General features: G+C 35.7%; 12 protein-coding genes. 5 read left to right on the top strand and 7 right to left on the bottom strand.

Going from position 1 to position 24447, the window contains the following annotated elements:
- Positions 1-90: 90 nt before the first annotated feature.
- Genes JMA43_RS05165 through JMA43_RS05155 form a run of 3 tightly spaced genes read right to left on the bottom strand, consistent with a single transcriptional unit; the run spans position 91 to position 3220 of the window.
- Positions 91-1413: a sugar MFS transporter gene (locus JMA43_RS05165; protein WP_342155313.1), complete on the bottom strand. Its 1323-nt coding sequence runs from the start codon at positions 1411-1413 to the stop codon at positions 91-93.
- 35 nt (positions 1414-1448) lie between these two features.
- Complete coding sequence (locus JMA43_RS05160) at positions 1449-2177, bottom strand: LytR/AlgR family response regulator transcription factor (RefSeq protein ID WP_342155312.1); 729 nt, start codon at positions 2175-2177, stop codon at positions 1449-1451.
- Positions 2174-3220, bottom strand: coding sequence for a sensor histidine kinase (locus JMA43_RS05155; protein WP_342155311.1), 1047 nt, complete (start codon positions 3218-3220; stop codon positions 2174-2176). The genes JMA43_RS05160 and JMA43_RS05155 overlap by 4 nt, the downstream gene beginning before the upstream one ends.
- Positions 3221-3466: 246 nt before the next feature.
- On the opposite strand from JMA43_RS05155, the gene JMA43_RS05150 reads away from it, so the two are divergent.
- The 5 genes from JMA43_RS05150 to JMA43_RS05130 all read left to right on the top strand — a co-directional run bounded on the left by JMA43_RS05150 (position 3467) and on the right by JMA43_RS05130 (position 13441).
- Positions 3467-6526: a SusC/RagA family TonB-linked outer membrane protein gene (locus tag JMA43_RS05150; RefSeq protein ID WP_342155310.1), complete on the top strand. Its 3060-nt coding sequence runs from the start codon at positions 3467-3469 to the stop codon at positions 6524-6526.
- A gap of 5 nt (positions 6527-6531) precedes the next feature.
- Positions 6532-8130: a RagB/SusD family nutrient uptake outer membrane protein gene (locus JMA43_RS05145; protein ID WP_342155309.1), complete on the top strand. Its 1599-nt coding sequence runs from the start codon at positions 6532-6534 to the stop codon at positions 8128-8130.
- Positions 8131-8249: 119 nt separating this feature from the next.
- A complete protein-coding gene (gene nagB, locus JMA43_RS05140; protein WP_342155308.1) occupies positions 8250-10166 on the top strand; it encodes a glucosamine-6-phosphate deaminase in 1917 nt (638 codons plus the stop codon).
- A 123-nt stretch (positions 10167-10289) separates the two neighbouring features.
- A complete protein-coding gene (locus JMA43_RS05135; protein ID WP_342155307.1) occupies positions 10290-11150 on the top strand; it encodes a BadF/BadG/BcrA/BcrD ATPase family protein in 861 nt (286 codons plus the stop codon).
- An 11-nt stretch (positions 11151-11161) separates the two neighbouring features.
- Positions 11162-13441 carry a beta-N-acetylhexosaminidase gene (locus JMA43_RS05130; protein ID WP_342155306.1) on the top strand — a complete coding sequence of 760 codons (2280 nt, stop codon included), beginning with the start codon at positions 11162-11164 and terminating at the stop codon, positions 13439-13441.
- A gap of 367 nt (positions 13442-13808) precedes the next feature.
- On the opposite strand, the gene JMA43_RS05125 is transcribed toward JMA43_RS05130, so the two are convergent.
- The 4 genes from JMA43_RS05125 to JMA43_RS05110 form a co-directional block, all read right to left on the bottom strand.
- The gene (locus JMA43_RS05125) at positions 13809-14600 is read right to left on the bottom strand and encodes a hypothetical protein (protein ID WP_342155305.1); all 792 of its coding nucleotides are present in this window, start codon (positions 14598-14600) and stop codon (positions 13809-13811) included.
- A 25-nt stretch (positions 14601-14625) separates the two neighbouring features.
- A complete protein-coding gene (locus JMA43_RS05120; protein WP_342155304.1) occupies positions 14626-16344 on the bottom strand; it encodes a RagB/SusD family nutrient uptake outer membrane protein in 1719 nt (572 codons plus the stop codon).
- Between the two features lie 15 nt (positions 16345-16359).
- On the bottom strand, positions 16360-19572 hold the full coding sequence (locus tag JMA43_RS05115; protein ID WP_342155303.1) for a SusC/RagA family TonB-linked outer membrane protein: 3213 nt from the start codon (positions 19570-19572) through the stop codon (positions 16360-16362).
- Positions 19573-20229: 657 nt separating this feature from the next.
- Positions 20230-24312, bottom strand: a complete 4083-nt coding sequence (locus tag JMA43_RS05110; protein WP_342155302.1) for a hybrid sensor histidine kinase/response regulator transcription factor — start codon at positions 24310-24312, stop codon at positions 20230-20232.
- Positions 24313-24447: the final 135 nt, after the last annotated feature.

The following is a 24447-nucleotide window of genomic DNA, read 5'->3' as shown; positions in this document are numbered from 1 at the left end:
AAAAGTTCTTAAAAATTGTCATTCTGGATATTGCAAAATCTCAGTTTGACAAAAATTAAACTCTTCAGACAGCTTATTCTTATTCAGTATTTATTTTTTCAACCCAACTTTATGTCCGAAAAATGCATAATATAAAATGATGGCATAGCACGGAAATAAAATCCAATACCCAGATGTTGCCGCTTGACTAGTTGCAACAGCTTGCTCTACTCCATCTGCCATTAGTTCTGCTTTTTTAGCATCTACAATCGAACCGTAAATTGGAGGAATAATTGCCCCTCCAGAAATTGCCATTACCAATAATGCGCTGGCAGTTTTTGTAAACTTCCCTAAACTATTAAGTGCCAACGGCCAAATTGCAGGCCAAACCAAGGCGTTTGCAATTCCTAATGCTGCCACAAAAAGTACCGATGTAAAGCCTGTAGTTGAAATAATTCCGAATCCGAACAATATCCCAAGTGCAGCACTTGCTTTTAAAGCTGTTGTTTGACTGATAAATTTAGGAATTAAAATCACTCCTAAAGCATAGGTTCCAACCATTGCCATAAGTGTCATTAACGTGTAAGATTTTGCTTCTTCCCCAGGAATTCCCAATGAAAGTCCGTAAGAAATAATTGTATCTCCAGCAATCACCTCAACACCAACGTAAACAAATAATGCGATAACCCCAAGCCACATGTGAGGGAACTGAAAAATACTTGTTTTTTTAGTCACCACTCCGTCTTTCGATTCGGTTTCTTCTGTTGCTTCAGCTTCAACATTTGGTAATGGTGCTTTTGTAATTAGCACTGCTAAAATCACCAATACAATAGCCATAATAATGTACGGCATTACAACGCTATCGGCCATTTCATTTAATAAAACATTCTTTTCGTCTGCTGAAACTTGTGCTAATTGCTCCTGAATTTCATCGATTCCAGAAAGTAAAATCGCTCCAAAAATTAAAGAACCTAAAGCCCCTGCTACTTTATTTGCAATTCCCATAATGGCAATACGTTTTGCAGCACTTTCCATAGGCCCTAAAATGGTTATATACGGATTGGAAGCTGTTTGTAAAATGGTCATTCCCATCCCTTGGATAAAAATTGCTGTTAAAAACACCCAATACGTTCTTGCTTCTGCCGCTGGAATAAAAACCAAGGCACCTATTGCCATAATTGCTAGTCCTAACGACATTCCTTTTTTGTAACCTACTTTCCCGATAATGTATGAGGAAGGCAATGCCATTACTACAAACGAAATATATGATGCCGAAGCGACCAAATACGACTGTGCGTCGGTTAATTCGTTAATAGTTTTCATAAACGGAATTAAGGCTCCGTTAATCCAAGTAACAAATCCGAAAATGAAAAATAGCCCAGCTATAATCATTATGGGTACGAGCGAGTTTGTTTTGTTTGAGGTAGTTGTCATAATTTAAATTAGTTAATACACTTTAGTTTAATTGATTAATCGTTTAAGAAATTCCCTTTGTCTTTTAAGATTTTCTCTTTGGTATATTTGGCGTAGTTTCTTCCTATCGGAATTTTTTTATTTTCAATTTCGATTAAATTTCCTTCAATCGATTTTACCTTATCTATCGCAATGGTATACGACTTATGGACACGCACAAAGTTTTCCGAAGGCAATTCGTCACTTATACTCGACAGTGATTTATGTGAAATATAAGTTCCTTCGCGACTATGGAGTTTTATATAATCTTTTAAGCTTTCAATAAATAAAATATCGTGCAGAAAAATCTTGATTAGTTTTTTGTCTACTTTCAGAAAAATATGCGGATCTTGATCAAAATCGGCAGTTTGTTTAATTCCATTTAACGCTAATAACCGTGCGGTAAGTTTGTTTATTGATTTTAGAAAACGATTAAAAGGTATAGGTTTTACCAAATAATCCAGCACTTCGAGTTCGTAACTCTCTATTGCATACTCTCTGTAAGCCGTTGTAATGATAACAAGTGGGTGTTTATGAAGGTTTCTTAGAAACTCTAAACCATTCATTTTTGGCATGTTTATGTCTAGAAAAATGGCGTCAATATCTTCAGAACCTAATACTTGCAGTGCCTCAATTGGATTGTTATAAACACCAACAATTTCAATGTTTTTAAATTCGGTGAGGTATGACTTTATAATGTCAATAGCCAAAGGTTCATCGTCTATTATCAAGCATTTTATTGTCATACAATGGGGATTTTTAGAATAACTACAAACATATCATTATTTGTTTCAGTCTTCAAATTAAATTTATCTTTATATAAAATTTCTAATCTTCTTTTCATGTTTTTAAGACCTATTCCTCCTTTATCGTAACGTTTCTGTTGATTTGCATCAAAATTATTAACCACACTAAACAGTAAATTATCACCTTCATTTTTAAAGGTTATAGTGAGTTTTAAACGCTCGTCTGTTTGTACTCCGTGCTTAAAAACATTTTCGATAAAAGGCAGAAATAATAACGACGGTACTTGGATACCATCAATATCGCCTTCGATAGTTATTGTTGAAGAAATTGTTTTTTCAAACCTCAATTTTTCGAGTTCGATGTAATTATCGATATAATTAATTTCTTGTACCAACGACTGCTTTTTCTTACTCGCATCATATATAATATATGTCATAATATCTGACAGCCTCAACACAACATCGGGTGCTTTTTCCGATTTTTTAAGCGTTAGTGCGTATAAATTATTTAAAGTATTAAAGAAAAAATGAGGCTGCATTTGTGCTTTTAAATATTTAAGCTCGGTTTTGTATTGCAACTCTCTTAATTGTTGGTTTTGATTTCTTTCATCTATATAATCTACCGTAAACTTAATTGCGGCTGTAATTCCTATTACATACAACTCTCCAATTGCCACCGCAAGAATATGGTTAAAACCATATGGTTCGTGAATACCTTGAGCTTCAGGCCAAATATTTTCGGTTACCAACCAATAGTTTAATGCACTTCGGATAATGTAATGTACCGCCAATAAAAGTAGCAGTGAGATGACATAAAGTACATATTTTTTTTTGAAGATGAATTTTGGAAAAAGGTAATAGATATTGAAATAAACGATGATAATATGTAGCGGAAACTCGACCAAATTTGAAGCAAACGAATATGCATAATCGTTAAAATAACTTCCCCAACGCACAAAGTTTATAAAAAAATAGATGCCCCAAAAGTACAAATGAAACTTTGGCGCAATCGTTTTCTTTACAAGCATTTCATTTTCAGACATATTAAATAATATTCATCGTTTTAAGGGTTTTAATAAAAATTCTGTGAAAAAATATAATTAATAAGCGTATTTACCAAAATATTTTTAAAAATCGTTAGTAAGCAAAAACTGTCATCTAAAATTAAATGCTGTTTGTTGGCAGAATGATGTTGTTCGTATAAAAAGATTTTTGAAAACCCATCAAAGAAGTAATTTTTAACCATTAATTAACAAATTGATAATATGAAACAAAAAAACTTACTAGTAATGCTCTTATCACTCTTATGTATGTACGGGGTATTTGGACAAGAAGTTCAAATCTCTGGAGTGGTAACGAGTAGTTTCGACAATGTACCGCTTCCGGGCGTTAATATTATGATTGTTGGAACATCTCAAGGAACTCAAACCGATTTCGACGGAAATTACACCATTAGTGCCACACCGGGCGCTGTTTTAAAATTCTCTTATGTGGGAATGAAAGCAAAAGAAATTACTGTTGGAACAACTACTACTATTAATGTAGCATTAGAAGAAGACAGCCAACAACTAGACGCTGTAATTGTAACTGCTTTAGGTATCGAAAAAGAAGAAAAAGCACTTACCTATGCAGCTCAAGAAGTAAGTGGAGACGAACTTACTAAAGTAAAACAAACCAATCCAATTAACAGTTTATCTGGTAAATCTGCCGGGGTTACTATTACACGTAGCTCATCTGGTTTAGGAGGTGCTGCAAAAGTGGTTTTACGTGGTAATTCATCTACAACCAATAACGACCCTTTATATGTTATAGATGGTGTACCAATGTTAAACAGCGGTAACGGATCTAACGGAGCAGAGCCAAACACCGATATCTTTGGAGGACAAACAGGAAACAGAGACGGTGGAGATGCTATGTCGATGATTAACCCAGACGATATTGCTAGCATGACTGTATTAAAAGGAGCATCGGCTTCGGCTTTATATGGTAGCCAAGGAGCAAATGGTGTTATTTTAATTACTACTAAAAAAGGTAGAGACGGAGCACTTTCTGTAAACTTCAATTCTAGTTTTACTGTAGACAATGTTATGTCGTTACCAAAAATTCAAGACGAATACCAATCGGCTTCTGTAGGACAACCAATTACAGAAAATGGTCGTGTTGCCGATCCAAAATCTTGGGGAGCAAAAGCAGATGGTTTAGACAACGATGCTAAAGACTTTTTCAATACTGGTTTTACTTCTATTAACTCTTTATCATTAACTGCAGGAAACCAAAAAGCTCAAACATACTTTTCGTATGCAAATACAATGGGTGAAGGAGTTATTCCTGAAAACCGTTTAAACAGAAACAACCTTACACTTAGAGAAACTGCTAAATTTTTAGATGAAAAAATTGATGTTTCTGCAAGTATCAATTTATCAGATCAACGTATTTGGAACCGTCCTACAAACGGATTATACTCTAACCCTCTCACAGGAGTTTACTTACATCCAGTAGGCATCAGTAGAGATACTTACAAAAACCAATTTGAGTATTTCAACACTACTACAAATATGATGGATCAATATGCTACTTCGTTTGACGAAACAATTCAGCAAAATCCATATTGGTTAATCCATAGAAACCAAAGTAAAGATATTGCACAACGTGTGTTAGCAAATGTTTCTGTTAAGTATCAAATTACAGACGATTTTTCTTTACAATCTAGAGGAAGCTACGACAAGTCTTTCTTTACTTTTGACAAGCAAATGTATGCAGGAACCGACACGAATAACTCGGGAGATAACGGTCGATACATTTATGAAAAAACTGAAAACACTCAGCAGTACATCGATTTAATTGCAAACTACAATAAAGATATTTCTGAAGATTTTACTATTAGTGCGCTTTTAGGTACTAGTTTAACAAAGTATAAAATCGGAGATCAATTATTTATCGATTCTGGTAGAGATGGTGTTGGACTTAACTATCCAAACATTTTCACACTTGCCAATGTTGCAACAACCAACAACATGCGTCAGTCGGTTGGAAACAGAGAAGTACAGTCGGTTTTTGGTTCTGCAAACTTTGATTATAAAGGAATGCTTTACCTTGATATTACAGGAAGAAACGACTGGTCTTCTACCCTAGCAAGAACCGATAGCTATGCGTTTTTCTACCCTTCTGTTGGTTTAACTGGTGTTTTATCAGAAATGTTCACTATGCCAGAAGCAATTTCTTTTGCTAAAGTAAGAGCTTCGTATGCAGAGGTAGGAAAAGATATTCCTGTGTATGCTACAATTCCTTTAAATCAAATTTCTACAACTGGACCTAATGTAGGATCGCCTGTTTTTGCCCCAATAGAAGGAGAAACTTTAAAACCAGAAAGACAAAAATCATTTGAAATTGGTACTGAATGGCGCTTTTTTCAAGGTCGTTTAGGTTTCGATTTTACATATTACGACACAAAAACTACAGATCAAATATTTTACATTCAAGCTGAACCAAATCCTTACGGATACTCTCAAAACATCGTGAATGCGGGAGAAATTTCTAACAAAGGTTTTGAGATTGTTTTAAACGGAAAACCAATTGCCAACGACAACTTCACTTGGAATACAGCGCTTAACTTCGCTCAAAACGACAACGAAGTAATTTCTGTTCATCCTTCATTACAAGATGGCGAAGCAATTATAACAGCTCGTGGTGTAAACGGTTATGAATATTCTTTAATAGAAGGTGAAGATTTTGGTAGTATCAAAGCGCGTTCATTAGTAAGAGATGAAAACGGAACTCCTGTAGTTAGCGATTCTGGAACGCTTCTTTCTACAGATTTTGAAACAGTAGCGCATGCTCAACCAGATTTCACTTTAGGTTGGAACAACTCATTCGACATAGGAAAATTTACTGTTAACTTTTTAATTGACGGAAAATTTGGTGGTGATGTAGTGAGTGTTACAGAAGCTATTAACGATTACTACGGAGTTTCTCAAGCTACTGCAGACGCTAGAAATAGCAACGGAGGAATGGTTAACGTTGTTGACGAAAGTGGAAATGCATCTCAAATTTCTGCACAAGATTACTACACTGCTGTTGGTGGTAGAGCTGGTATGCTTGGAGAATATGTGTACGATGCAACCAATGTTAGTTTAAGAGAATTTTCTGTTGGATACCGCTTATCATTTAGCGATAGTTTCATCCAAAGAGTAAATCTCTCGCTTATTGCCAACAATCTTTTCTTTTTCTATAAAGATGCTCCATTCGATCCAAACATTGCAGCAAGTACTGGTATAGGATTGCAAGGAGTAGACATTTACAACCAACCTTCTACAAGAAGTATCGGGTTAAATATTAACGTTAATTTCTAAGAAAAATGAAAAAATTAGTAACATATACACTCGCTTCTGTCCTTGCATTCAGCATGACCAACTGTACAGAAGATTTTGAAGACATCAATACCGATCCGCACGGAATATCAAACGAAAGCTTACAACAACGTTTTAACAACATCGGAGCTAAATTTCCTCCTATGTTTGCCAATGTAATTCGTATTGAGCCAGCATGGAATTACCAATTACAACACAACTTAAACGCCGATGTATTTTCGGGTTACATGACATCGCCTACACCATTTGCTGGAAACATCAACAACCAAACTTATAGTTTAAATAGTGGATGGAACCAGTTTATTTGGACAGATGCTTACAATGCCGACACTGGAAACGGAGTTATGCCGTACGCCAGAGGAATAGACGAGCAAGTAGAATTGGCTGGAGACGAAAGTTCTAAAATGTTTTCGTATCTGTCAGATATTATCAAGGTAATGGCAATGCACAGAATTTCGGATGTTTTTGGTCCTATTAGATATTCAAAATACAACGATTACGAAACTACTGGAAAGTACGATTCACAAGAAGAAGCTTACAAAACTTTCTTTGCAGATCTAGGAACTGCTATCGATGAGTTAAAAGCTTTTGAAGGGCAAGCACAATTTGTTCCTTTCGATCTTTCTGACTTTGGTGGAGATATCGCTATGTGGAGAAAATTTGCCAATTCGCTACGTCTGCGTTTAGCAATTAGAGTTTCTAACGTAGATCCTGCTTTAGCAAAAACAGAAGGAGAAAAATCTTTATCGAGCGACGCTGGTTTGTTAGACACAGATAATATGTCTATCGATATGCAAGGGTTTATCCACCCATTAGCTACCATTAGCGAAGGTTGGGGAGATATTAGAATGTCTGCCGAAATGGAATCTATTTTAAAAGGTTTTAACGACGGACGTTTAGAAACTTACTTCCAACCTGCGCTAGGAAATGGTGTTGAAGGAGAATACAAAGGAATTAGAATGGGAGTTGAAATGGAAGCAAAATCGCAATATGGAGACCACTCAAAATTAGGTTCATATTTAGGTGGATTAACTTCAAAAGATTGGATGACAGCCGCAGAAGTTTACTTCTTAAAAGCCGAAGCTGCTCTTAGAGGATGGGCTGGTGCTGGCGATGCTCAATCAAATTACGAAAGTGGTATTCGTGCTTCATTTGCACAACATGGTGCTGCTGGAGTAGAAGAATATATTGCTGATGCTACAAGTTCGCCTGCAGATTATGTTGATGCTGTAAATGCAGCCAATAATTACGCATATGAAACTGATGTGAAAATTGCTTACGATGCTACTGCTTCAAAAGAAGAGCAATTGGAGCAAATTATCACACAAAAATGGATTGCAACATTCCCTGATGGTCAAGAAGCTTGGAGTGAATTCCGTAGAACTGGATATCCAAAAATATTCCCTGTAGTAATCAATAACAGCGGCGGAACTATCGATACAGATATTCAAGTAAGACGTATCAACTTTGTAGATTCAGAAAAAAATACCAACGGAGCAAATGTTGAAGAAGCTGTTTCTTTCTTAAAAGGAGCTGATAACGGTGGTACTCGCCTTTGGTGGGATACTGGTGTAAATAGTTTCTAGTTAGAAATTGCTTTAAATAGTAAATAAGTTGTCTGAAAAATGAATTTTCAACCTTTATTTTTTAGACAACTTCAATAAAAAAAAGAACGAGGAAGCGCTATAAAAAAGGCTATAATAAAATGATACAAGAAATTAAGTACAAACAAGTTGGTAAGTTTGAAGACACGAAATTCGAGAAAATTCACAACGAAATTTTCGAGGACTCTAACCATGCTTCAATATTGGTAGCACACGAAATTGCTGCGCTTATCAAAGAAAAACAGCAAGAAGGGAAGCCTTGTGTTCTCGGTCTTGCAACAGGATCTTCTCCTATTAAGGTTTACGAAGAATTGGTAAATCTTCATAAAAAAGGAGAACTCAGTTTTCATAACGTAATTACTTTTAATCTCGATGAGTATTACCCTATGGAACCAGAAAACCGTCAGAGTTATTACTACTTTATGCATCAACATTTGTTTGATCATGTAGATATTAACCCTGAAAATATAAACATTCCTTCAGGGGAAACTCCACAAGAAGAATTAGATCAATATTGCATTGATTACGATTTAAAAATAAAACAACTCGGTGGATTAGATTTTCAATTACTTGGAATTGGACGTACAGGACACATTGGGTTTAACGAACCAGGATCACATAAAAATTCTGGAACGAGAATCATTACCCTAGACCACGTTACAAGAAGAGATGCTGCTTCTGATTTTAACGGAATTGAATACGTTCCTAAAAAAGCAATCACAATGGGGGTTAGTACCATTATGAAAGCTAAAAGAATTATTATGTTAGCTTGGGGACATAAAAAAGCATCCATCGTAAAAGAAACTATTGAAGGGCAAGTAACATCTAATATTCCTGCTACATTTTTACAAAATCATGAAAATGTAACTATGATTTTAGATGATGAAGCTGCGTCTGACCTAACTAGAATCAAAACTCCGTGGATTGTAAGTCAATGTATCTGGACCGACGATCTTAAAGTGAGAGCGGTTACTTGGTTAAGCGAATTAATGCAAAAGCCTATTTTAAAGCTTACCGAAAAAGATTATAACGAGCACGGAATGGCTGGGCTACTCAACATTGAAGGCTCTGCATACAACCTCAATATTAAAATATTTAATAAGCTACAGCATACCATTACGGGTTGGCCTGGAGGGAAACCAAATGCCGATGATACAAACCGACCTGAACGAAAATCTCCAGAAAAGAAAAGAGTTATCATTTTTAGTCCGCATCCAGACGACGATGTTATTTCGATGGGAGGAACTTTTTCCCGACTTATCGATCAAGGGCACGAAGTGCATGTAGCTTACCAAACTTCTGGAAATATTGCTGTAACTGATGAAGAAGCTCTAAAATTTGCAGAAGTAGCACTTCAAATGGAAAGTAATAAAGACGACAACGACTTTAAAAAAGTAATTTCGTTTTTAAGTTCGAAAACTACAGCCTACGAAGACAGCCTCGAAACTCGTAAACTTAAAGGGTTAATTCGTCGTATGGAATCGTACGGAGCAACACGTTACGTAGGTTTAGACGATTCGCAAGTTCACTTTTTAGATTTGCCATTTTACGAAACTGGAAAAGTGAAGAAAAACCCTATCGGGCAAGAAGATATTCAAATCATTTCAGACCTTATTAAAAGTGTGCAACCACACCAAATATATGCTGCTGGAGATCTTGCCGATCCCCACGGAACGCACAAATTATGTTTAGATGCTATTTTTGAAAGTATCGAGCAAATTAAGCACGAAGCGTTTATGGAAGACTGTTGGGTTTGGCTTTACCGTGGTGCTTGGCACGAATGGGACATTGCCGATATCGAAATGGCAGTTCCTTTGAGTCCAGACGAAATGAATAAAAAAATTAATGCAATTCTCTTCCATCAATCTCAAAAAGACCGCGTGATGTTTCAAGGAGAAGATGCTAGAGAGTTTTGGGTACGTGCCCAAGAAAGAAATAGAAATACAGCTGTTTTGTACGACAATTTAGGGCTTGCAGAATACGAAGCCATTGAAGCCTTTAAAAGGTACCATTTTTAAATTTTAGTTTACAGTTAGCTTCTTGAGTTTTTTCAAGAGTAGCCCCTTCGTTTGAAGGGGCTATTTAAACTTATTTAACTACCTTAGAAACAGTCTTATTTCTTAATAAAAAATATAAAAAACATGATTTTAATTGCTGATAGTGGATCGACAAAATGCGATTGGATACTTGCCGATAAAAAAGGAGAACAATTACTCGCTTCGCAAACCGAAGGAATCAACCCTATGGCATTGTCCGACAAAGCTATTATAAGTATCATTCAGAATAATAAAGACCTAGACCCCTATAAAACCCTCGTTACACAAATTCATTTTTACGGTGCTGGTTGTGGTACTAAAAGTGCCGACCAAAAAATGAAACTTATACTAGAAAATGTTTTTGAAAACGCATACCACATCAGTATTAAAGAAGATGTTATTGCTGCCATTCACGCCACTACGGCCGCTCCTGGAGTTATTTGCATTTTAGGAACAGGATCGAATTGTTGCTATTTTGACGGTTCTAATATCATTCAAAAAATTCCTTCACTTGGTTATGTTTTATCAGATGAAGGTAGCGGAAATTACATCGGAAAAGAATTACTTCGTGGGTATTACCACAAACAAATGCCTGCACATATTGCCAACGTTTTTGAAAAGGATTTCACTACCGATATGAATCAAGTTTTCCAACAATTATACCATAACCAAAACCCAAATAAGTACTTAGCGTCCTTCGCTCGTTTTGCTTTTAAACACCGTAACGATCCTTATATCGAGCAATTGCTAAGTCACACTATTGCTACTTTTATAAATACTTATTTAACGCATTATCACGAAGAATTACAGCAAACTCCTGTGCATTTTGTAGGCTCCATTGCATATTATTCGCAAGATATTATCAACAAACAACTTAAAGAAAAAGGATATAGAGCCAGCACTTTTGTTAGAAAACCAATCGACAGACTTGTAAAATACATTGCAGGTCAAAATATCCAAGCTTAAACCTTAAAGTTATGAACCTAAAACACCTCTTTATTGTATTGATTATTTGTGTTGGATGTAAAAACTCAGAACCAACTGTGGTTACAAACACCAATGCTTTTATCACGCCAAAACCACAAGAAATTAATGTAACCGATGCTTTGTTTACACTAGATAATTCAACTTATTTTTCTACTGAAAATGAAGAATTGCAAAGCGTTATTACTTATTTTAAAGATAAAATAGCCCAACATACAGGAATAGAAACACAGTTGGATAAAACCTCAGCGGGTACTAATATCAGCTTAAAAATAAACGATGCTATTGCTAATGACGAAGGTTATCATTTAAATATCGAAAAAGATAAAATTTCGGTGGAGGCAAAAACTGCAAGAGGTATTTTCTACGGAATGCAATCGGTTTTACAATTGCTCCCAATTACTTCAGAAGAAAATAAAGGTTCGGTTAGCGCCATTCAAATTCCAACATTAACCGTAAATGATGCTCCCGAATTTCCTTGGAGAGGTATTCATATCGATGTTTCTCGTCATTTCTTTACCGTTGAAGAAATTAAAAAACAACTCGATGTACTGGCACTTTTCAAAATAAATAAATTTCATTGGCACTTAACCGACGATCAAGGTTGGCGCATCGAAATAAAAAAATACCCAGAACTCATCACAAAAGGAATTAAAACCAAAGGTGAGTTTTATACTCAAGAAGATGTTAAAGATGTTGTTGCCTATGCCAAAGAGCGTTTTATAGATGTAATCCCAGAGATAGAAACTCCTGGGCACGCAGTTGCGGCACTTTCAGCCTATCCACAGCTTGCTTGTAACGAACATATAACTTACGAACCTCGCGAACTTTGGGGAATTGATTACAATATTTTTTGCGCTGGAAAAGAAGAAGTTTTCACTTTTATTGAAGATGTTTATGATGAAATAACACCGCTTTTTCCATACAAATATTACCACGCAGGTGGCGATGAAGCACCAAAAGAACGATGGGAAACATGTAAGCTTTGTCAAAAAAGAATTAAAGAAAATGGTTTAGCAAATGAAGCCGAATTACAAAGTTACTTCATGGCTCGCGTGGAAAAAATCATTCAAAAACACGATAAAATAATGATTGGTTGGGACGAAATTTTAGAAGGTGGAATTACCCCAACAACCAACATTATGTCGTGGCAAGGCGAAGAAGGTGGTATCAAAGCTGCAAATGCAGGACATGATGTTATCATGACTCCCACAAGCTATGCTTATTTAAATTTTCATCAAGGAGATTATCGCGTAGAGCCGATGGCGCATGGCGGGTATATTCCGTTAGAAAAAGTTTACGACTACAACCCTATTCCTTCAGCAATAAATAAAGATAAAGAAAAGCATATTTTGGGGATGCAAGGAAACCATTGGACCGAGTATGCCTACGAAGGAAAAGACATAGAATACTACGCTTACCCGAGAATTATTGCAATTGCAGAACTTACTTGGAGTGGCGAAAAGACAAAAGATTACAGTAACTTTTTAACACGTTTGGACGCCCTCTACCCTACGTTGGATGCTTATAAAATAAACTATCATATTCCGTTACCAGAAGGGCCAACTGCCAACAATATTGTGTTTACTGACAGTGTTACTTTAAGTTTTAACACAACACACCCTGTTAAAATGGTGTATACTTTAGACGGAAGTGCGCCTACACCGAGTAGTGAAACATATACAAAACCTTTTATTTTTACTGAAGATACAAACCTGCAAATTGCATCTGTACTACCAACAGGAAAAGTGAGTACTGTAAGAAAATTAACGGTAAAGAAAACTCATATAAAAGAAGCTGAAAATATTGATGGTTTACAACCAGGAATTAAAATGAGTACTGTAAAAGGGCATTTTGTAAAGGCTGAAGATATTGTTGGTACTCCTTCAAATGAAACAGTTATTAAAAATATTAAAGATGCCAATGTAACTTTTGATTGGGGTAAAGAAATAGACACCACTCAATTTAGAGCTGTTTTCTTGAAAGGTTTTATCGATATAAAAGAAGACGGAGTTTACTATTTTGCTAGCAAGCAAGAACAAGTAAAAATAGCCAATTCGCTTATCATCAATCCTACATATACAATAAAAAGATTTCCACTAGAAGGTACTATTGCCCTTAAAAAAGGAAAACATCCTATTGAAATTTTATACTTAAACAATTTGGTAAAAGGTTGGGCATCCGACTGGAATGATGTTGAAGTAACATATCGAGAAGCTAACGAAACCGAATATAAAGTAATAGACAGCACCATGATATACTACCAACCTTAAAAATAGTGTAAGTCGCTTTTAAAGCACCGCCTTTAATTTGTTGTTTTTCAGCCTACCTCGTTCTCAGGGTAGGCTGATTTGGTTTATAACATTTACGTCTAACGTAGCCCTTGTATTGATGTTTTTATAAAGTTAATTCATCAAGCTTCAACCACACTTTCTTCAATACTGAGAAAGGAACTAAACATCCACAGCTGTATTTTCAGTATAAAAAACACTTATGCTTTTGGCTAATTATGACGTAAACTTATAACAAAAAGAAAACCTCATCACTATAAAGTAATGAGGCTTTCCGCAATCAAAGCTAACTTAATTAAATAAATTAACCGTTTATAACAATAACACTAAACACGTTTAATAATTAACATTATTCTGCTTTAAATATCCATGTCCAACCTGTTCCTCCAGCATTGTTAGGCACATATAAAACCAACTCGTCTTCTGTTAAGGAAATAATAGTGTACAGTCCATCTGGGTTACCTTGCTCGGCACCTAAAATGTTTGCACCTTTTACCTGTAAAGTTTGATTTTCAACACTTAAAACAAAACTTCCCATTTGAGGTTCTCCAGAAGCATCAGCATAATAAGTATAGTTAGCACCTCCATCAAGATCGAATACCATTTTCCCAGCAGCATCGGCTGGTGGGCAACAATCTCCTGCAGCATTCCACCATGCGGTTTCCCATGCAGAAGGATCGTTTGGTGGCGACATATACCACCATTTTCCACCGTCGGCAGATGGTCCTCCATTAAAAACCCAAGTTTTCCCTTCGGTTGTATTTTCACTAACCAAATCGTACCAATCTTGATCTAATGGACTATCTAATTGATCTATTTGAACATCGATTGTTTTAGAGAAAAATTCGGCTCCAAGTGTTCCTGTAAACGTAAAAGTAGACTTCCCAGGAATTGGATACACAAACTCTACTCTATTGGTGTAAGCTGTACCTAGATTATAATCCCAGTATCCAGTAACACCTTCAGTAACCATATTTAGTTCTACTTTGTTCCCACCTGGGGTACTTTGTGTAGCGATAAGTTCTACGCCTGCAACATCTACACTATTTTGCAGCTCGTCTCTATCTTCAATGGGTTGACATGCAACTAATACCAATACCAGCGATGCAAACCATATTTTTAATATTTCATTTTTTTTCATGACTTTAATTTTTAAAGTTAACATCTTACCAACCAGGATTTTGTTCATAAGCTCCACTAGATAATCTAATTTCGGTTTCTGGTACAGGTACTAAACCTTTAGTTTCTGGTCTGTATTTTACACTATACTTTGCATCAACTCCAGAGTTTCTAACATCTATTTGATCTCCAAAAGCACTTTCAACATCTCCCCATCTTACGATATCAAACCAACGTAAACCTTCGAAAGCAAATTCGTGTAATCTTTCTTCTTTTAGAGCTTCTAATGAATATCCTATCGAGCTCAATCCTGCTCTATTTCTAACAGCATTTAATCCATCTGCAGTTTCAGAAATTTCAGAATGCATTAATAACACATCGGCAAAACGCATATAAATAAAATCTTGTGCTGCCCAAAGTTGTAATGGATCTCCGTTATTCATATCGTATAAGAAATAAAACATTCCTTTGATTCCGTCATCACCATCTGGATCTGGATCTGGGTGTTGAAGCGTTGTATACTTTTTATTTACCAACCCTGTTTCATGATCTCCTTTATCCGCTTGATAATCTGCTAATCCTTGATTTGCATCTCCTAACTGAATAATAGATCCTTCTTTTCTTGGATCTGCATCATCCCAATTATTCCATAATTTAGGATTTACAGAACCCCATCCCCATCCTTGTCCGAAAGGTACTAATGAGTTATCTCTAATTCCGAAGAATAGCGGTAAACGGTTGTTGTATTCTTGCCCCCAATCCCATGTTGTAGTTGTATATCTCAACACAAACATAGACTCAGTATTCCCTGTTCCGAAAGTTGGGTTTAAACCATCTTGTCCTACCCACATTAAACCTTCATCTTCTGCCCACGGCAATACAGTTTGACCAGCACTTTCATTAACATAAGAATATGGCCATAAGTTTCTAAAATCATCAACAAGTGCGTGTCCGCTATTATTGATACAATCATCTAGATATGAAAGTACTTGACTCTTAGAAACCGAACCTCCATCTGGAAGCGGTAAAGTACTTGTAGCCTGCCCTTCAATATTAGTCATATATCCAGTATAGTATAAAAATGCTTTTGCTAAATAAGCTTCTGCAACCCATTTGTTTGCATGTCCATATCTCGCAGTCGGAATAGACGTAAAAGGAGTAGCTGGCATTAAGTCGATTGCCGCAAGTAAATCGGCAGTAATTTGCGCATAGGTTTCAGTATAAGAAGCTCTTGCTACATCTCTAGGATCGTCTATCTTTAAAATTAAAGGCATTCCTCCGAAAAATTTAGCTGCTCTAAAGTAGAAAAATGCTCGCATAAAATACGCCTCTCCTATTGTTTGATTTTTGAAAGACTGAGCTTCTGCATCACTATTAAAATGCGATGAAAAATCGGTGTTTTCTACTTTTTCAATAATAGCATTACAACGTGTAATTCCATTATAAGATTCAATCCAAAGATCTCTATAAGTATCTTCTTCTGGATCTTGAAAGCTATCCACATTTTTAGCTGATCTATCATCGGGACCACCACCACCAAGCATCATATCTGACATTAAGTTGGCAGCAATACTTTCGTCGCTATGAACACCTGCCGTATATAGAGCGTTGTATACTCCCGACATGGCTTCATCTATATCATCTGGAGTTTGATAGTAATTATCCAAACTCTTTTCATAAAGATTTTCTGTATCTAAAATATCATCGTTACAACTCGTAACTACTGTAATAACAGCTATTGAGATACTATATATAATTCGTTTCATTGTCTTTATTTTTTATTAAAAGTCTACACTTAGTCCTAACATGACAGTTCTCGGCAATGGGTATAACCCTAAATCTACTCCTGAAGCCCATGCTGTATCGTCGTTTCCTCCGTAAGAAACATCTGGGTCCATTCCATCATATCCTGTAAAAGTGTAAAGGTTGTTTACCGCTACATAGATATTGATGTCTTTAATGTAATTTACATTATTAAGGTATTCTCCTAATTTAAATCCAACTGTTAAGTTACTAATTCTCAAATAGTCTGCATCGTGCATATAGATATCTGAAATCCAGTTTGTATTTCTGTTTGATACTGAACTTAAACGAGGGATTGTATTAGAAGTTCCTTCACCATGCCAACGATCAAAAATATCGGTTGTATAGTTTTGGTTTGGATTGTCGGCAAACGAACGATATGATTGCATCACTTGCATTCCAAACTTTCCTGTCATGGTAACATTGGTGTAAAAGCCTTTGTACTCTGCATTCAATTGAATACCCAATTCAAAATCTGGATTTGGATTTCCAAGCATTGTTTTATCGGCTTCATCAATTACTCCATCTTGATTTTGATCTACAAAACGAACATCTCCAGGACGTTGATCACTAAAGTATGGAGTTCCATCGGTAGGTTTAACATACGCATCTACTTCATCTTGATTTTGTAAAATTCCGTCTGTTTCGTATCCGTAGAAATAACCTATCGGATAACCAACTTCGGCTCTAGAGATATAAGCAGTTCCTTGAGAAAGAATGTGTGGTTGCCCTTGAATTACGCCGTCTGCATTTGCTATACGTGTAATTTCATTTTTATTATATGCTCCAGTTACTGTTGCACCGTATGAAAAGTCTCCCGCTTTGTCATTCCAAGACAACATTACCTCAAAACCTTTATTTTCGATATCCCCTCCGTTTATATATGGAGCACCAGCTCCTGAAGTTCCTAAAATTGGAGCTAACACCAACCAGTCTTTGGTTGTTTTTTTATACCAATCTACTGTAAATGCTAATCTAGAATCAAAGAAACGAGTGTCTAAACCAAAGTTTAACTGCTCTGAAGTTTCCCAAGTAACATCTGGATTTGTAACACGTGCTGGTACCCCAGTTGGTCCAGAAATAGGTTTAGTATCTCCAAAGTAATATCCCGGATTTAAGTAAGCGATACTTGAGCTATAAATAAAGTTATCGATACTTTGGTTACCATTTTGCCCCCAGCTTGCTCTTAATTTCACAAAGCTATTTGAATTATTCATGAAGTTTTCCTGACTGATTACCCATCCTGCAGAAACAGAAGGGAAATACCCCCAACGATTCCCTTCAGCAAAGTTTGAAGATCCATCGGCACGCATTGTAGCAGAAAATAAATACTTTTCTTTATAGTTGTATTGTGCTCTTGCCATGTACGACAATAATCCGCCACCACCAGCAGCCCAATCGGCTCCCCATGTATCAATCGCTCCGATTACAGTTTTATCAACGTTATTTAAGAAAGCATAATCTGGAAGTCCAAATCTAGAATCAGATTTAGTTCCTCCTACTTCAGTATTAATTTCATTTTTATAAACCTCTGTACCAATTAAGGCTGTTAACTTATGATCTCCAAAAGTAGCATCGTAAGAGATTGTATTTGTCCAAGTTGAATTGTTTCCTAAATACTGACTTTGTGTAACTCCATCTGTAGCATTACCGTATAAAGTTCCTAAAGCGTAGGTTGGCGCCCATGATCTACTGTGTCCAAACCAAGCGTTGATTCCGTAAGAAGATCTAAACTTTAAGTTTTTAAGCGGCTCAATTTCAGCATAAACATTTCCAACAATTGTGTTTCCTGTGTTTCCTAGGTTTGCATAATTATGTCTGTAATACAAAACAGCTATTGGATTGTGCTGAAAATTAGAAATTCCATCCATTGTTGGTGTAAATCCGTATTGATCTGGAGAATCTGCCCAATAAGCAGGCATTAAAGGATGTTGAACCAAGGCATTGTGTAGGTCGTTCCAATAAATATTTCCTGTGGCAACACTTCTGTTTTCCGATTGCGAATACGTAAAGTTTTCACCTACCGTAATAATACTGTGACTATCGTTTTTAAAAAGAACAAACTCTGTATTTAGACGTGTTGTAAGTCTTTTAAATCCTGCATCTGTAATATCGCCACCTATAATTCCTTTTTGATCGAAATAAGAAGCTCCCAAAGAATATGTAATATCTTCATTACCACCAGTAATACTGATTGCATGATTAGAAATTGGTGCATTTTTAGAAGTCATTTCGTCTATCCAATTGGTTCCTTCCCAACCGTTTTGTAGCATAGCCCAAACTTCTTCTCCTAACTGAGTTCCTAATTGCCCAGGATAAGTATTGTTCAACCAACTGTTATTTTTGATCATGGCCTCCCAATTGTTTGGCGCTAAACCATCGTTTACACGACCTTCGTCCATAATGTACATGTATTCTTGTGCATTAAGAGGACTTAAGTTTTTGTAGATATTTTGAAACCCATAATACGTTTCATAATGAATTTGAGCTTGTCTTCCCTTTTTACCTTGGCGCGTAGTTACCAAAACTACACCGTTGGCAGCACGAGAACCATAAATTGCAGCCGAAGCAGCATCTTTTAATACATCGATACTCTCAATATCTCCAGAACTTAAATAGTCGATATTTCCTACCGCAACTCCATCTACAATGTATAGCGGATTAGAATTCCCGATAGTTCCAAGACCACGAATAGTAACTTTAGTTCCTGCTCCTGGAGCACCATTATTTCTAGAAACCGTAACCCCTGGTGTTACCCCTTGAAGTGCTTCCATTGCTGTTCCTGTATTAAGCTTGGCAATATCCTCCCCTTTTACATTTACATTGGCACCTGTAGTTAGCGCTTTCTTTTGTACTCCATATCCTACAACAACAACTTCTTCTAGTGCCTCCATAGATTCTTCTAGCGTAACATTAATTGTTGTTTGCGTTCCAACCTGTATAGTTTGAGAAACCATACCGATATACGTAAATACTAAACTATCTGAAGCGTTTACACCGTCGATAGAATAATTACCGTCAAAGTCGGTCCTACTACCATTGCTAGTACCTTCAACCAGTACTGTAACTCCTGGCATCGGAACTCCTGTAGCATCCGTAACGACTCCCGAAATGGTTTTTGTTTGCGCATACAATGACTGTGTACACACCAAAACCAAAGCAATAATCGCGAATTTAAACTTTAGCATCATTTTGATTAATTTAAGTTAATTAAGTTAGTTTTTGAATAAGACCTTTCTGAAGTGTTTTTTGAAGAAGTACATCATTTTAAAAAACGAAGAACACTAAAAAAATAAGCAACCCAATAATCATGAGGATTAGTAATACTTCGCTGATGGTTCTCCAACCAAACTTTGAAAAATCTTTTTTCATTACGTAAATGTTAACAAAACGTTAGAGAAAAAATAGAAGTCTTAAAGCAATGTATATAACATTTGTTGCAAACGTTGTAGTAGTAATGTTGTGTGCTTCAAATGTTGTATTTGATGCAACATAATTATTACTGAATTATAAATATCTAAAAATCAACACCTCATATTTATTTAATTCACAACAAACAATCTCTTAAAAAATGAATTATTAACTTTTTTAAGAAACCGATATAAAAGGCTCCCTTTAGACTGAAAAGCGTTGGATGGATAGATAAGAATAGTACAAAAAGAGTTCATCGTTACAAGAGAAGCTAATGAGTAGGTTTTATAAGATATATATCAGAAGAAATAACTCATACAGCAAAATGATCACAGCAGCTACATTGAAAATAGCGTGTGCAAAATGAAGTTGATTACATCAGTAAAAGTTATTATCTAAATAATTACTGCGGAAGTTTATATCTAAGCCTCGAAAATCTATTTGTCTACCTTATCCTCTACTTGCACTTGAGTTGGCAATATTCCGAAGTAATTTTTAAAACATTTAGTAAAATAAGAAGAAGTTGAAAACCCTACGCTAAATGAAACATCGCTAATATTTGTATTACCAGACTCAATTAAAACTTTTGCCTTATGCAAACGGATGTTCCTAATAAACTCGTTGGCAGTTTGATTGGTAAGTGCTTTAATTTTTCGGTATACCTGACTTCTACTTAAATTTAGATGAGCCGCCAAAGTTTCTACACTAATGTTGGAATCGTCGATATTATCATTGATATAATTTAGTGCTTTCTGGATAAATTCCTTGTCTAAAGAAGTGGTGTTTGCATTTACTGGCAACTCGCTAATTGCACTAAAGTATTTATTAAAAATGAGCTGTCGGCTGGTTATAAGTTGCAACAAACGCAATTTCAACAAGCGCATATCAAAAGGTTTCACCATATAGGCGTCTGCTCCAATTTCGATACCTTCAATACGGTCGTCAATTTTTGCTTTTGCAGTTAACATCAACAACGGAATATGACTCGTACGAATATCAGTTTTCACCAACTTACACAGTTCAAAACCATTAACTTCTGGCATAATAACATCAGTAATAATTACATCAGGAAGCGCTTCTTTTGCCATATCAAAACCTTCTCGACCATGATTAGCAGTTAAAACTTTATACTGACTTTTCAGCTCGTTTTTTAAGTAATTACGCAACTCAATATTATCTTCAACAATTAAAACTGTATAGGCATTTGCTAACTCCTTTGTGCTAATTTCCTTTTCGTCTTCTATTATTGTTACTACGGAAGTATAATTTCTATTAACTTGTTTTTGTTCGTATGTATCCGAATAAATCTCACTTCCTTTTAAATGATTTTTCCCTTCCGGAAGTGTGATTTTAAACACAGTTCCGTTACCTACTTCACTTGAAACATCTATTTTCCCTCTGTGTAATTCAATAAAACTTTGCACTACTTCCAAACCAATTCCTGTCCCTCCGTAATAAGTTTTATTCAGACTATCAACTTGATAAAAGCGCTCAAACATTTTAGCAATTTCACCTTTCGGAATTCCGATTCCGGTATCTGAAACTATAAGTTCAATGGCTTTAGCTTGATAATTTTTGTCAACCAATGGAAAAGCTACTAAATCGTCTTTGGCGTACAGAGCAACATTTATGGTTCCGCCTTCTGGAGTAGCTTTAAAAGCATTGGAAACTAAGTTGAATATAACTTTTTCCATCATGCTATAATCTGCCCAAACTGGTACATTTTTCTCGTCGAAAGTAAAGTCTAAATCGATGTTTTTCTCGCGAGCTTCTTCATTAAAATAGCTTAAAACATCCTTTGTCAATTCTATTAAATTAAAAGATTTAGCCTTTACAGTTACCTTGTTTAATTCTAATTTTCTAAAGTCGAGTAATTCATTTACCAACCTGTGTAGTCTCGCTGTATTTTTCTGAATAATTCTGTGTTTGGCTTTTATCCGTTCTGGTAGATACGCGCCATCGTTGGTTATGATGTCGTGAAGCGGATTCATAATTAAGGTTAGCGGAGTTCTAAACTCATGCGATATATTTGTAAAGAATTGAAACTTTCGTTCGTTTAAATCGATTTCTTGCTGATGTTTTTCTTCTTCATATTTTGCCAATTGCTTTTTTCGGATTCTACTTTGCGTTAATTTATTCAGCAGAAATACGCCCATAAAAAACATTACTAAATATCCGAGTAGCGCCCACGAACTTTTCCACCACGGCGGAAGTATTGTAACCGACAATTCCAAAGGTGTAGAATTCCAAACTCCGTCATTGTTAGCAGATTTTAGTTTAAAAGTATAATTTCCGGGATCGAGGTTCGTATAGGTTGCACTTTTGGCATTTCCTACATAATTCCAAGTGTCTTCATAACCCGCCAAGTAATAAGCGTATTCATTTTTTTCTGGACGTGTGTAATTTATCCCAGAATATTCAATAGTAAAAACCGATTGTTTATTGTTAAACGAAATACTATCGGTTTCAGAAATAACCTTGGTTAATGGCGATTTATCATGCGTAGGAAGCACCCTATTATTAAAAATCTTTAAATCCGAGAGGTATAAAAAGTTTTCCGTAGTATTAATTTTTATTTTGGTCGGATCGAAATAATCTACTCCGTCATAACCTCCAAAATAAATTTCTCCGCTCGAACTTTTATAACTCGCATTCATATTAAAATCGTTCGACAACAAACCATCATTTACTGTAAAGTTTGTAAACGTATTGTTTTCAGGATCGATTTTTACAATTCCTGAATTTCCAGCGGCCCAAATATTATTGTTATTACACGCTATAATTCCACAAATATTTTCGAGTAACAATCCGTTAAGCTTATTGTACCACGTAAACGTACCCGAAACTTTATCGTACTTACACAACCCTGCGCCTTTGGTACCAATCCACAGTGTATTTGCGTCGGCTTCATAAAGTGAAAGAATATGGTTGGCAGTAGTAGAGTTACCGTAGGTAGCCTCCATTTGTTCGCGCATCGATGTTATTTTATAAACTGCGGAAGTTGACTCTTTTTCAATTCTAAACAACCCATTTGTTGACCCCAACCAAATTACATCTGAAGCATCAACTAGAACTTTCCAAGCATCGCTATTGGAAATTCCATGGGCTTCAAATTCTGGTGAATTATGGTGCGTGAACTTCTCTGTCTTCGGATTGAATGAATGCAACCCTTTGTGGTATGTAGAAATCCAAATTGTTCCGTTGGTATCTTCATCAAAACTCACCACCACATCAGACTCTAAATCACCTTTTGTAGTTTCGATTGAATAATTCACAAAATGAGTACTTCCTTTTTTCAGCATGAAAATTCCTTTATCCCAACTTCCTGCCCATACATTTTGTTTACTATCGATAAAAATAGACTGGATATAATCGCTTTTGAGTCCGCTGTATTGAGAACTCGAATTGGTATTTATATGTGTGTATGTATTTTTTTTAGGATTCAGAATATCGATTCCTCCACCATCCATTCCTATCCATAATTTTCCTGTTTGATCTTGTGTAATTGAAGTAACCGAGCTTGAATGAAGTGAGTTACTGTTGTTGTACAAACTTTCAAGCCCATTAAACTTATCGTATAATTGATCGTGTACAGCAAGTCCTTTGTTGTAATATCCCAACCAAATTTTGTCGTTTCGATCTTGATACAACGACCAAATTGAATTGGACAACAAACTCTTTTCATCGCTTTTACTTGTTCGGTATTGGTGTATTAACGCTCCACTTTTTTCAACATGAAACAAACCATCGTTTTCGGTTCCGCAAAGCAGGGTGCCATCATTTAAAGCTAAAAGAGAAAAAATAGGATATTTAGAAACATTGAAATTTTCTATTTTTCGGTACGAATCGTTTTCAGCATCTACAAAACTAGCTTTATAAATTCCTTCAGAAAAAGAACCTATCCACAAGTTATTGTCTTGATCTACAGCAATAGATTTTACTTGCGATTTTATAAATTTATTATCAGAAAAAACAACTGGCTTTATGATGTTCCTTTCTGCATCATACTCTTGAACTCCTAGGTTTGTACCGATGTATATTTTTCCAAATTTATCAATTGTAATTGCCTCAACTGTAAGCGCAACATCCTTATTTAAACTACTACTTTTAATTTTTTCAATTTGAAAATTTTCAGTTCCAGTAAGTTTAAATAGACCTGCACCAAACGTACCAATAATTATATTTCCGTGCTTGTCTTCAACAATTCGTCTAACAGAAATACTTTCGTTATATGTAGCCTCAAATTTTTTGTTTGAAATTCTTATAAATTGGTCTTTCTCAGAATTATACAAATTAAGACCTTCTTCTGTACCAACCCAAAGCCTTTTTTGAGAATCCAAAAAAGTACAATACACCATGCTACTACTTATCGATGTGGTGTCATTTAGCACATACCGATACGCATCATAATCAATTCCATCGTACCTATACAGCCCAGCTCCATTGGTAGCTACCCACATAAAACCACGCTCATCTTGATTGATATGATTAATACCAACCTTCGGAACATCGTTTAACATGCTCACAAAATTAAACCTAGACGACTCTTGGGAATACAAAAAAGAAGTGGTCAAAAAAATGACCCACAAAAATAGGTGATGTATTTTAGGCATGGTAGGTTTCTAAATTTTTAGAATTAGTGGTTTCCTACCAAA

This window comes from Joostella sp. CR20 (assembly GCF_038433465.1).
GTDB lineage: Bacteria > Bacteroidota > Bacteroidia > Flavobacteriales > Flavobacteriaceae > Galbibacter.
Note: the sequence above shows the minus strand (reverse complement) of the source record. Positions and strands in the feature narration are given on the sequence as shown.

What these genes read in the sequence shown, in the direction of transcription:
- JMA43_RS05160 (WP_342155312.1), bottom strand. Translation starts at nt 2,177, where the DNA reads ATGACAATAAAATGCTTGATAATAGACGATGAACCTTTGGCTATTGAC.
- JMA43_RS05150 (WP_342155310.1), top strand. Translation starts at nt 3,467, where the DNA reads ATGCTCTTATCACTCTTATGTATGTACGGGGTATTTGGACAAGAAGTT.
- JMA43_RS05110 (WP_342155302.1), bottom strand. Translation starts at nt 24,312, where the DNA reads ATGTTAAACGATGTTCCGAAGGTTGGTATTAATCATATCAATCAAGAT.
- nagB (WP_342155308.1), top strand. Translation starts at nt 8,250, where the DNA reads ATGATACAAGAAATTAAGTACAAACAAGTTGGTAAGTTTGAAGACACG.
- JMA43_RS05155 (WP_342155311.1), bottom strand. Translation starts at nt 3,220, where the DNA reads ATGTCTGAAAATGAAATGCTTGTAAAGAAAACGATTGCGCCAAAGTTT.
- JMA43_RS05145 (WP_342155309.1), top strand. Translation starts at nt 6,532, where the DNA reads ATGAAAAAATTAGTAACATATACACTCGCTTCTGTCCTTGCATTCAGC.
- JMA43_RS05130 (WP_342155306.1), top strand. Translation starts at nt 11,162, where the DNA reads ATGAACCTAAAACACCTCTTTATTGTATTGATTATTTGTGTTGGATGT.
- JMA43_RS05120 (WP_342155304.1), bottom strand. Translation starts at nt 16,344, where the DNA reads ATGAAACGAATTATATATAGTATCTCAATAGCTGTTATTACAGTAGTT.
- JMA43_RS05115 (WP_342155303.1), bottom strand. Translation starts at nt 19,572, where the DNA reads ATGATGCTAAAGTTTAAATTCGCGATTATTGCTTTGGTTTTGGTGTGT.
- JMA43_RS05135 (WP_342155307.1), top strand. Translation starts at nt 10,290, where the DNA reads ATGATTTTAATTGCTGATAGTGGATCGACAAAATGCGATTGGATACTT.
- JMA43_RS05125 (WP_342155305.1), bottom strand. Translation starts at nt 14,600, where the DNA reads ATGAAAAAAAATGAAATATTAAAAATATGGTTTGCATCGCTGGTATTG.
- JMA43_RS05165 (WP_342155313.1), bottom strand. Translation starts at nt 1,413, where the DNA reads ATGACAACTACCTCAAACAAAACAAACTCGCTCGTACCCATAATGATT.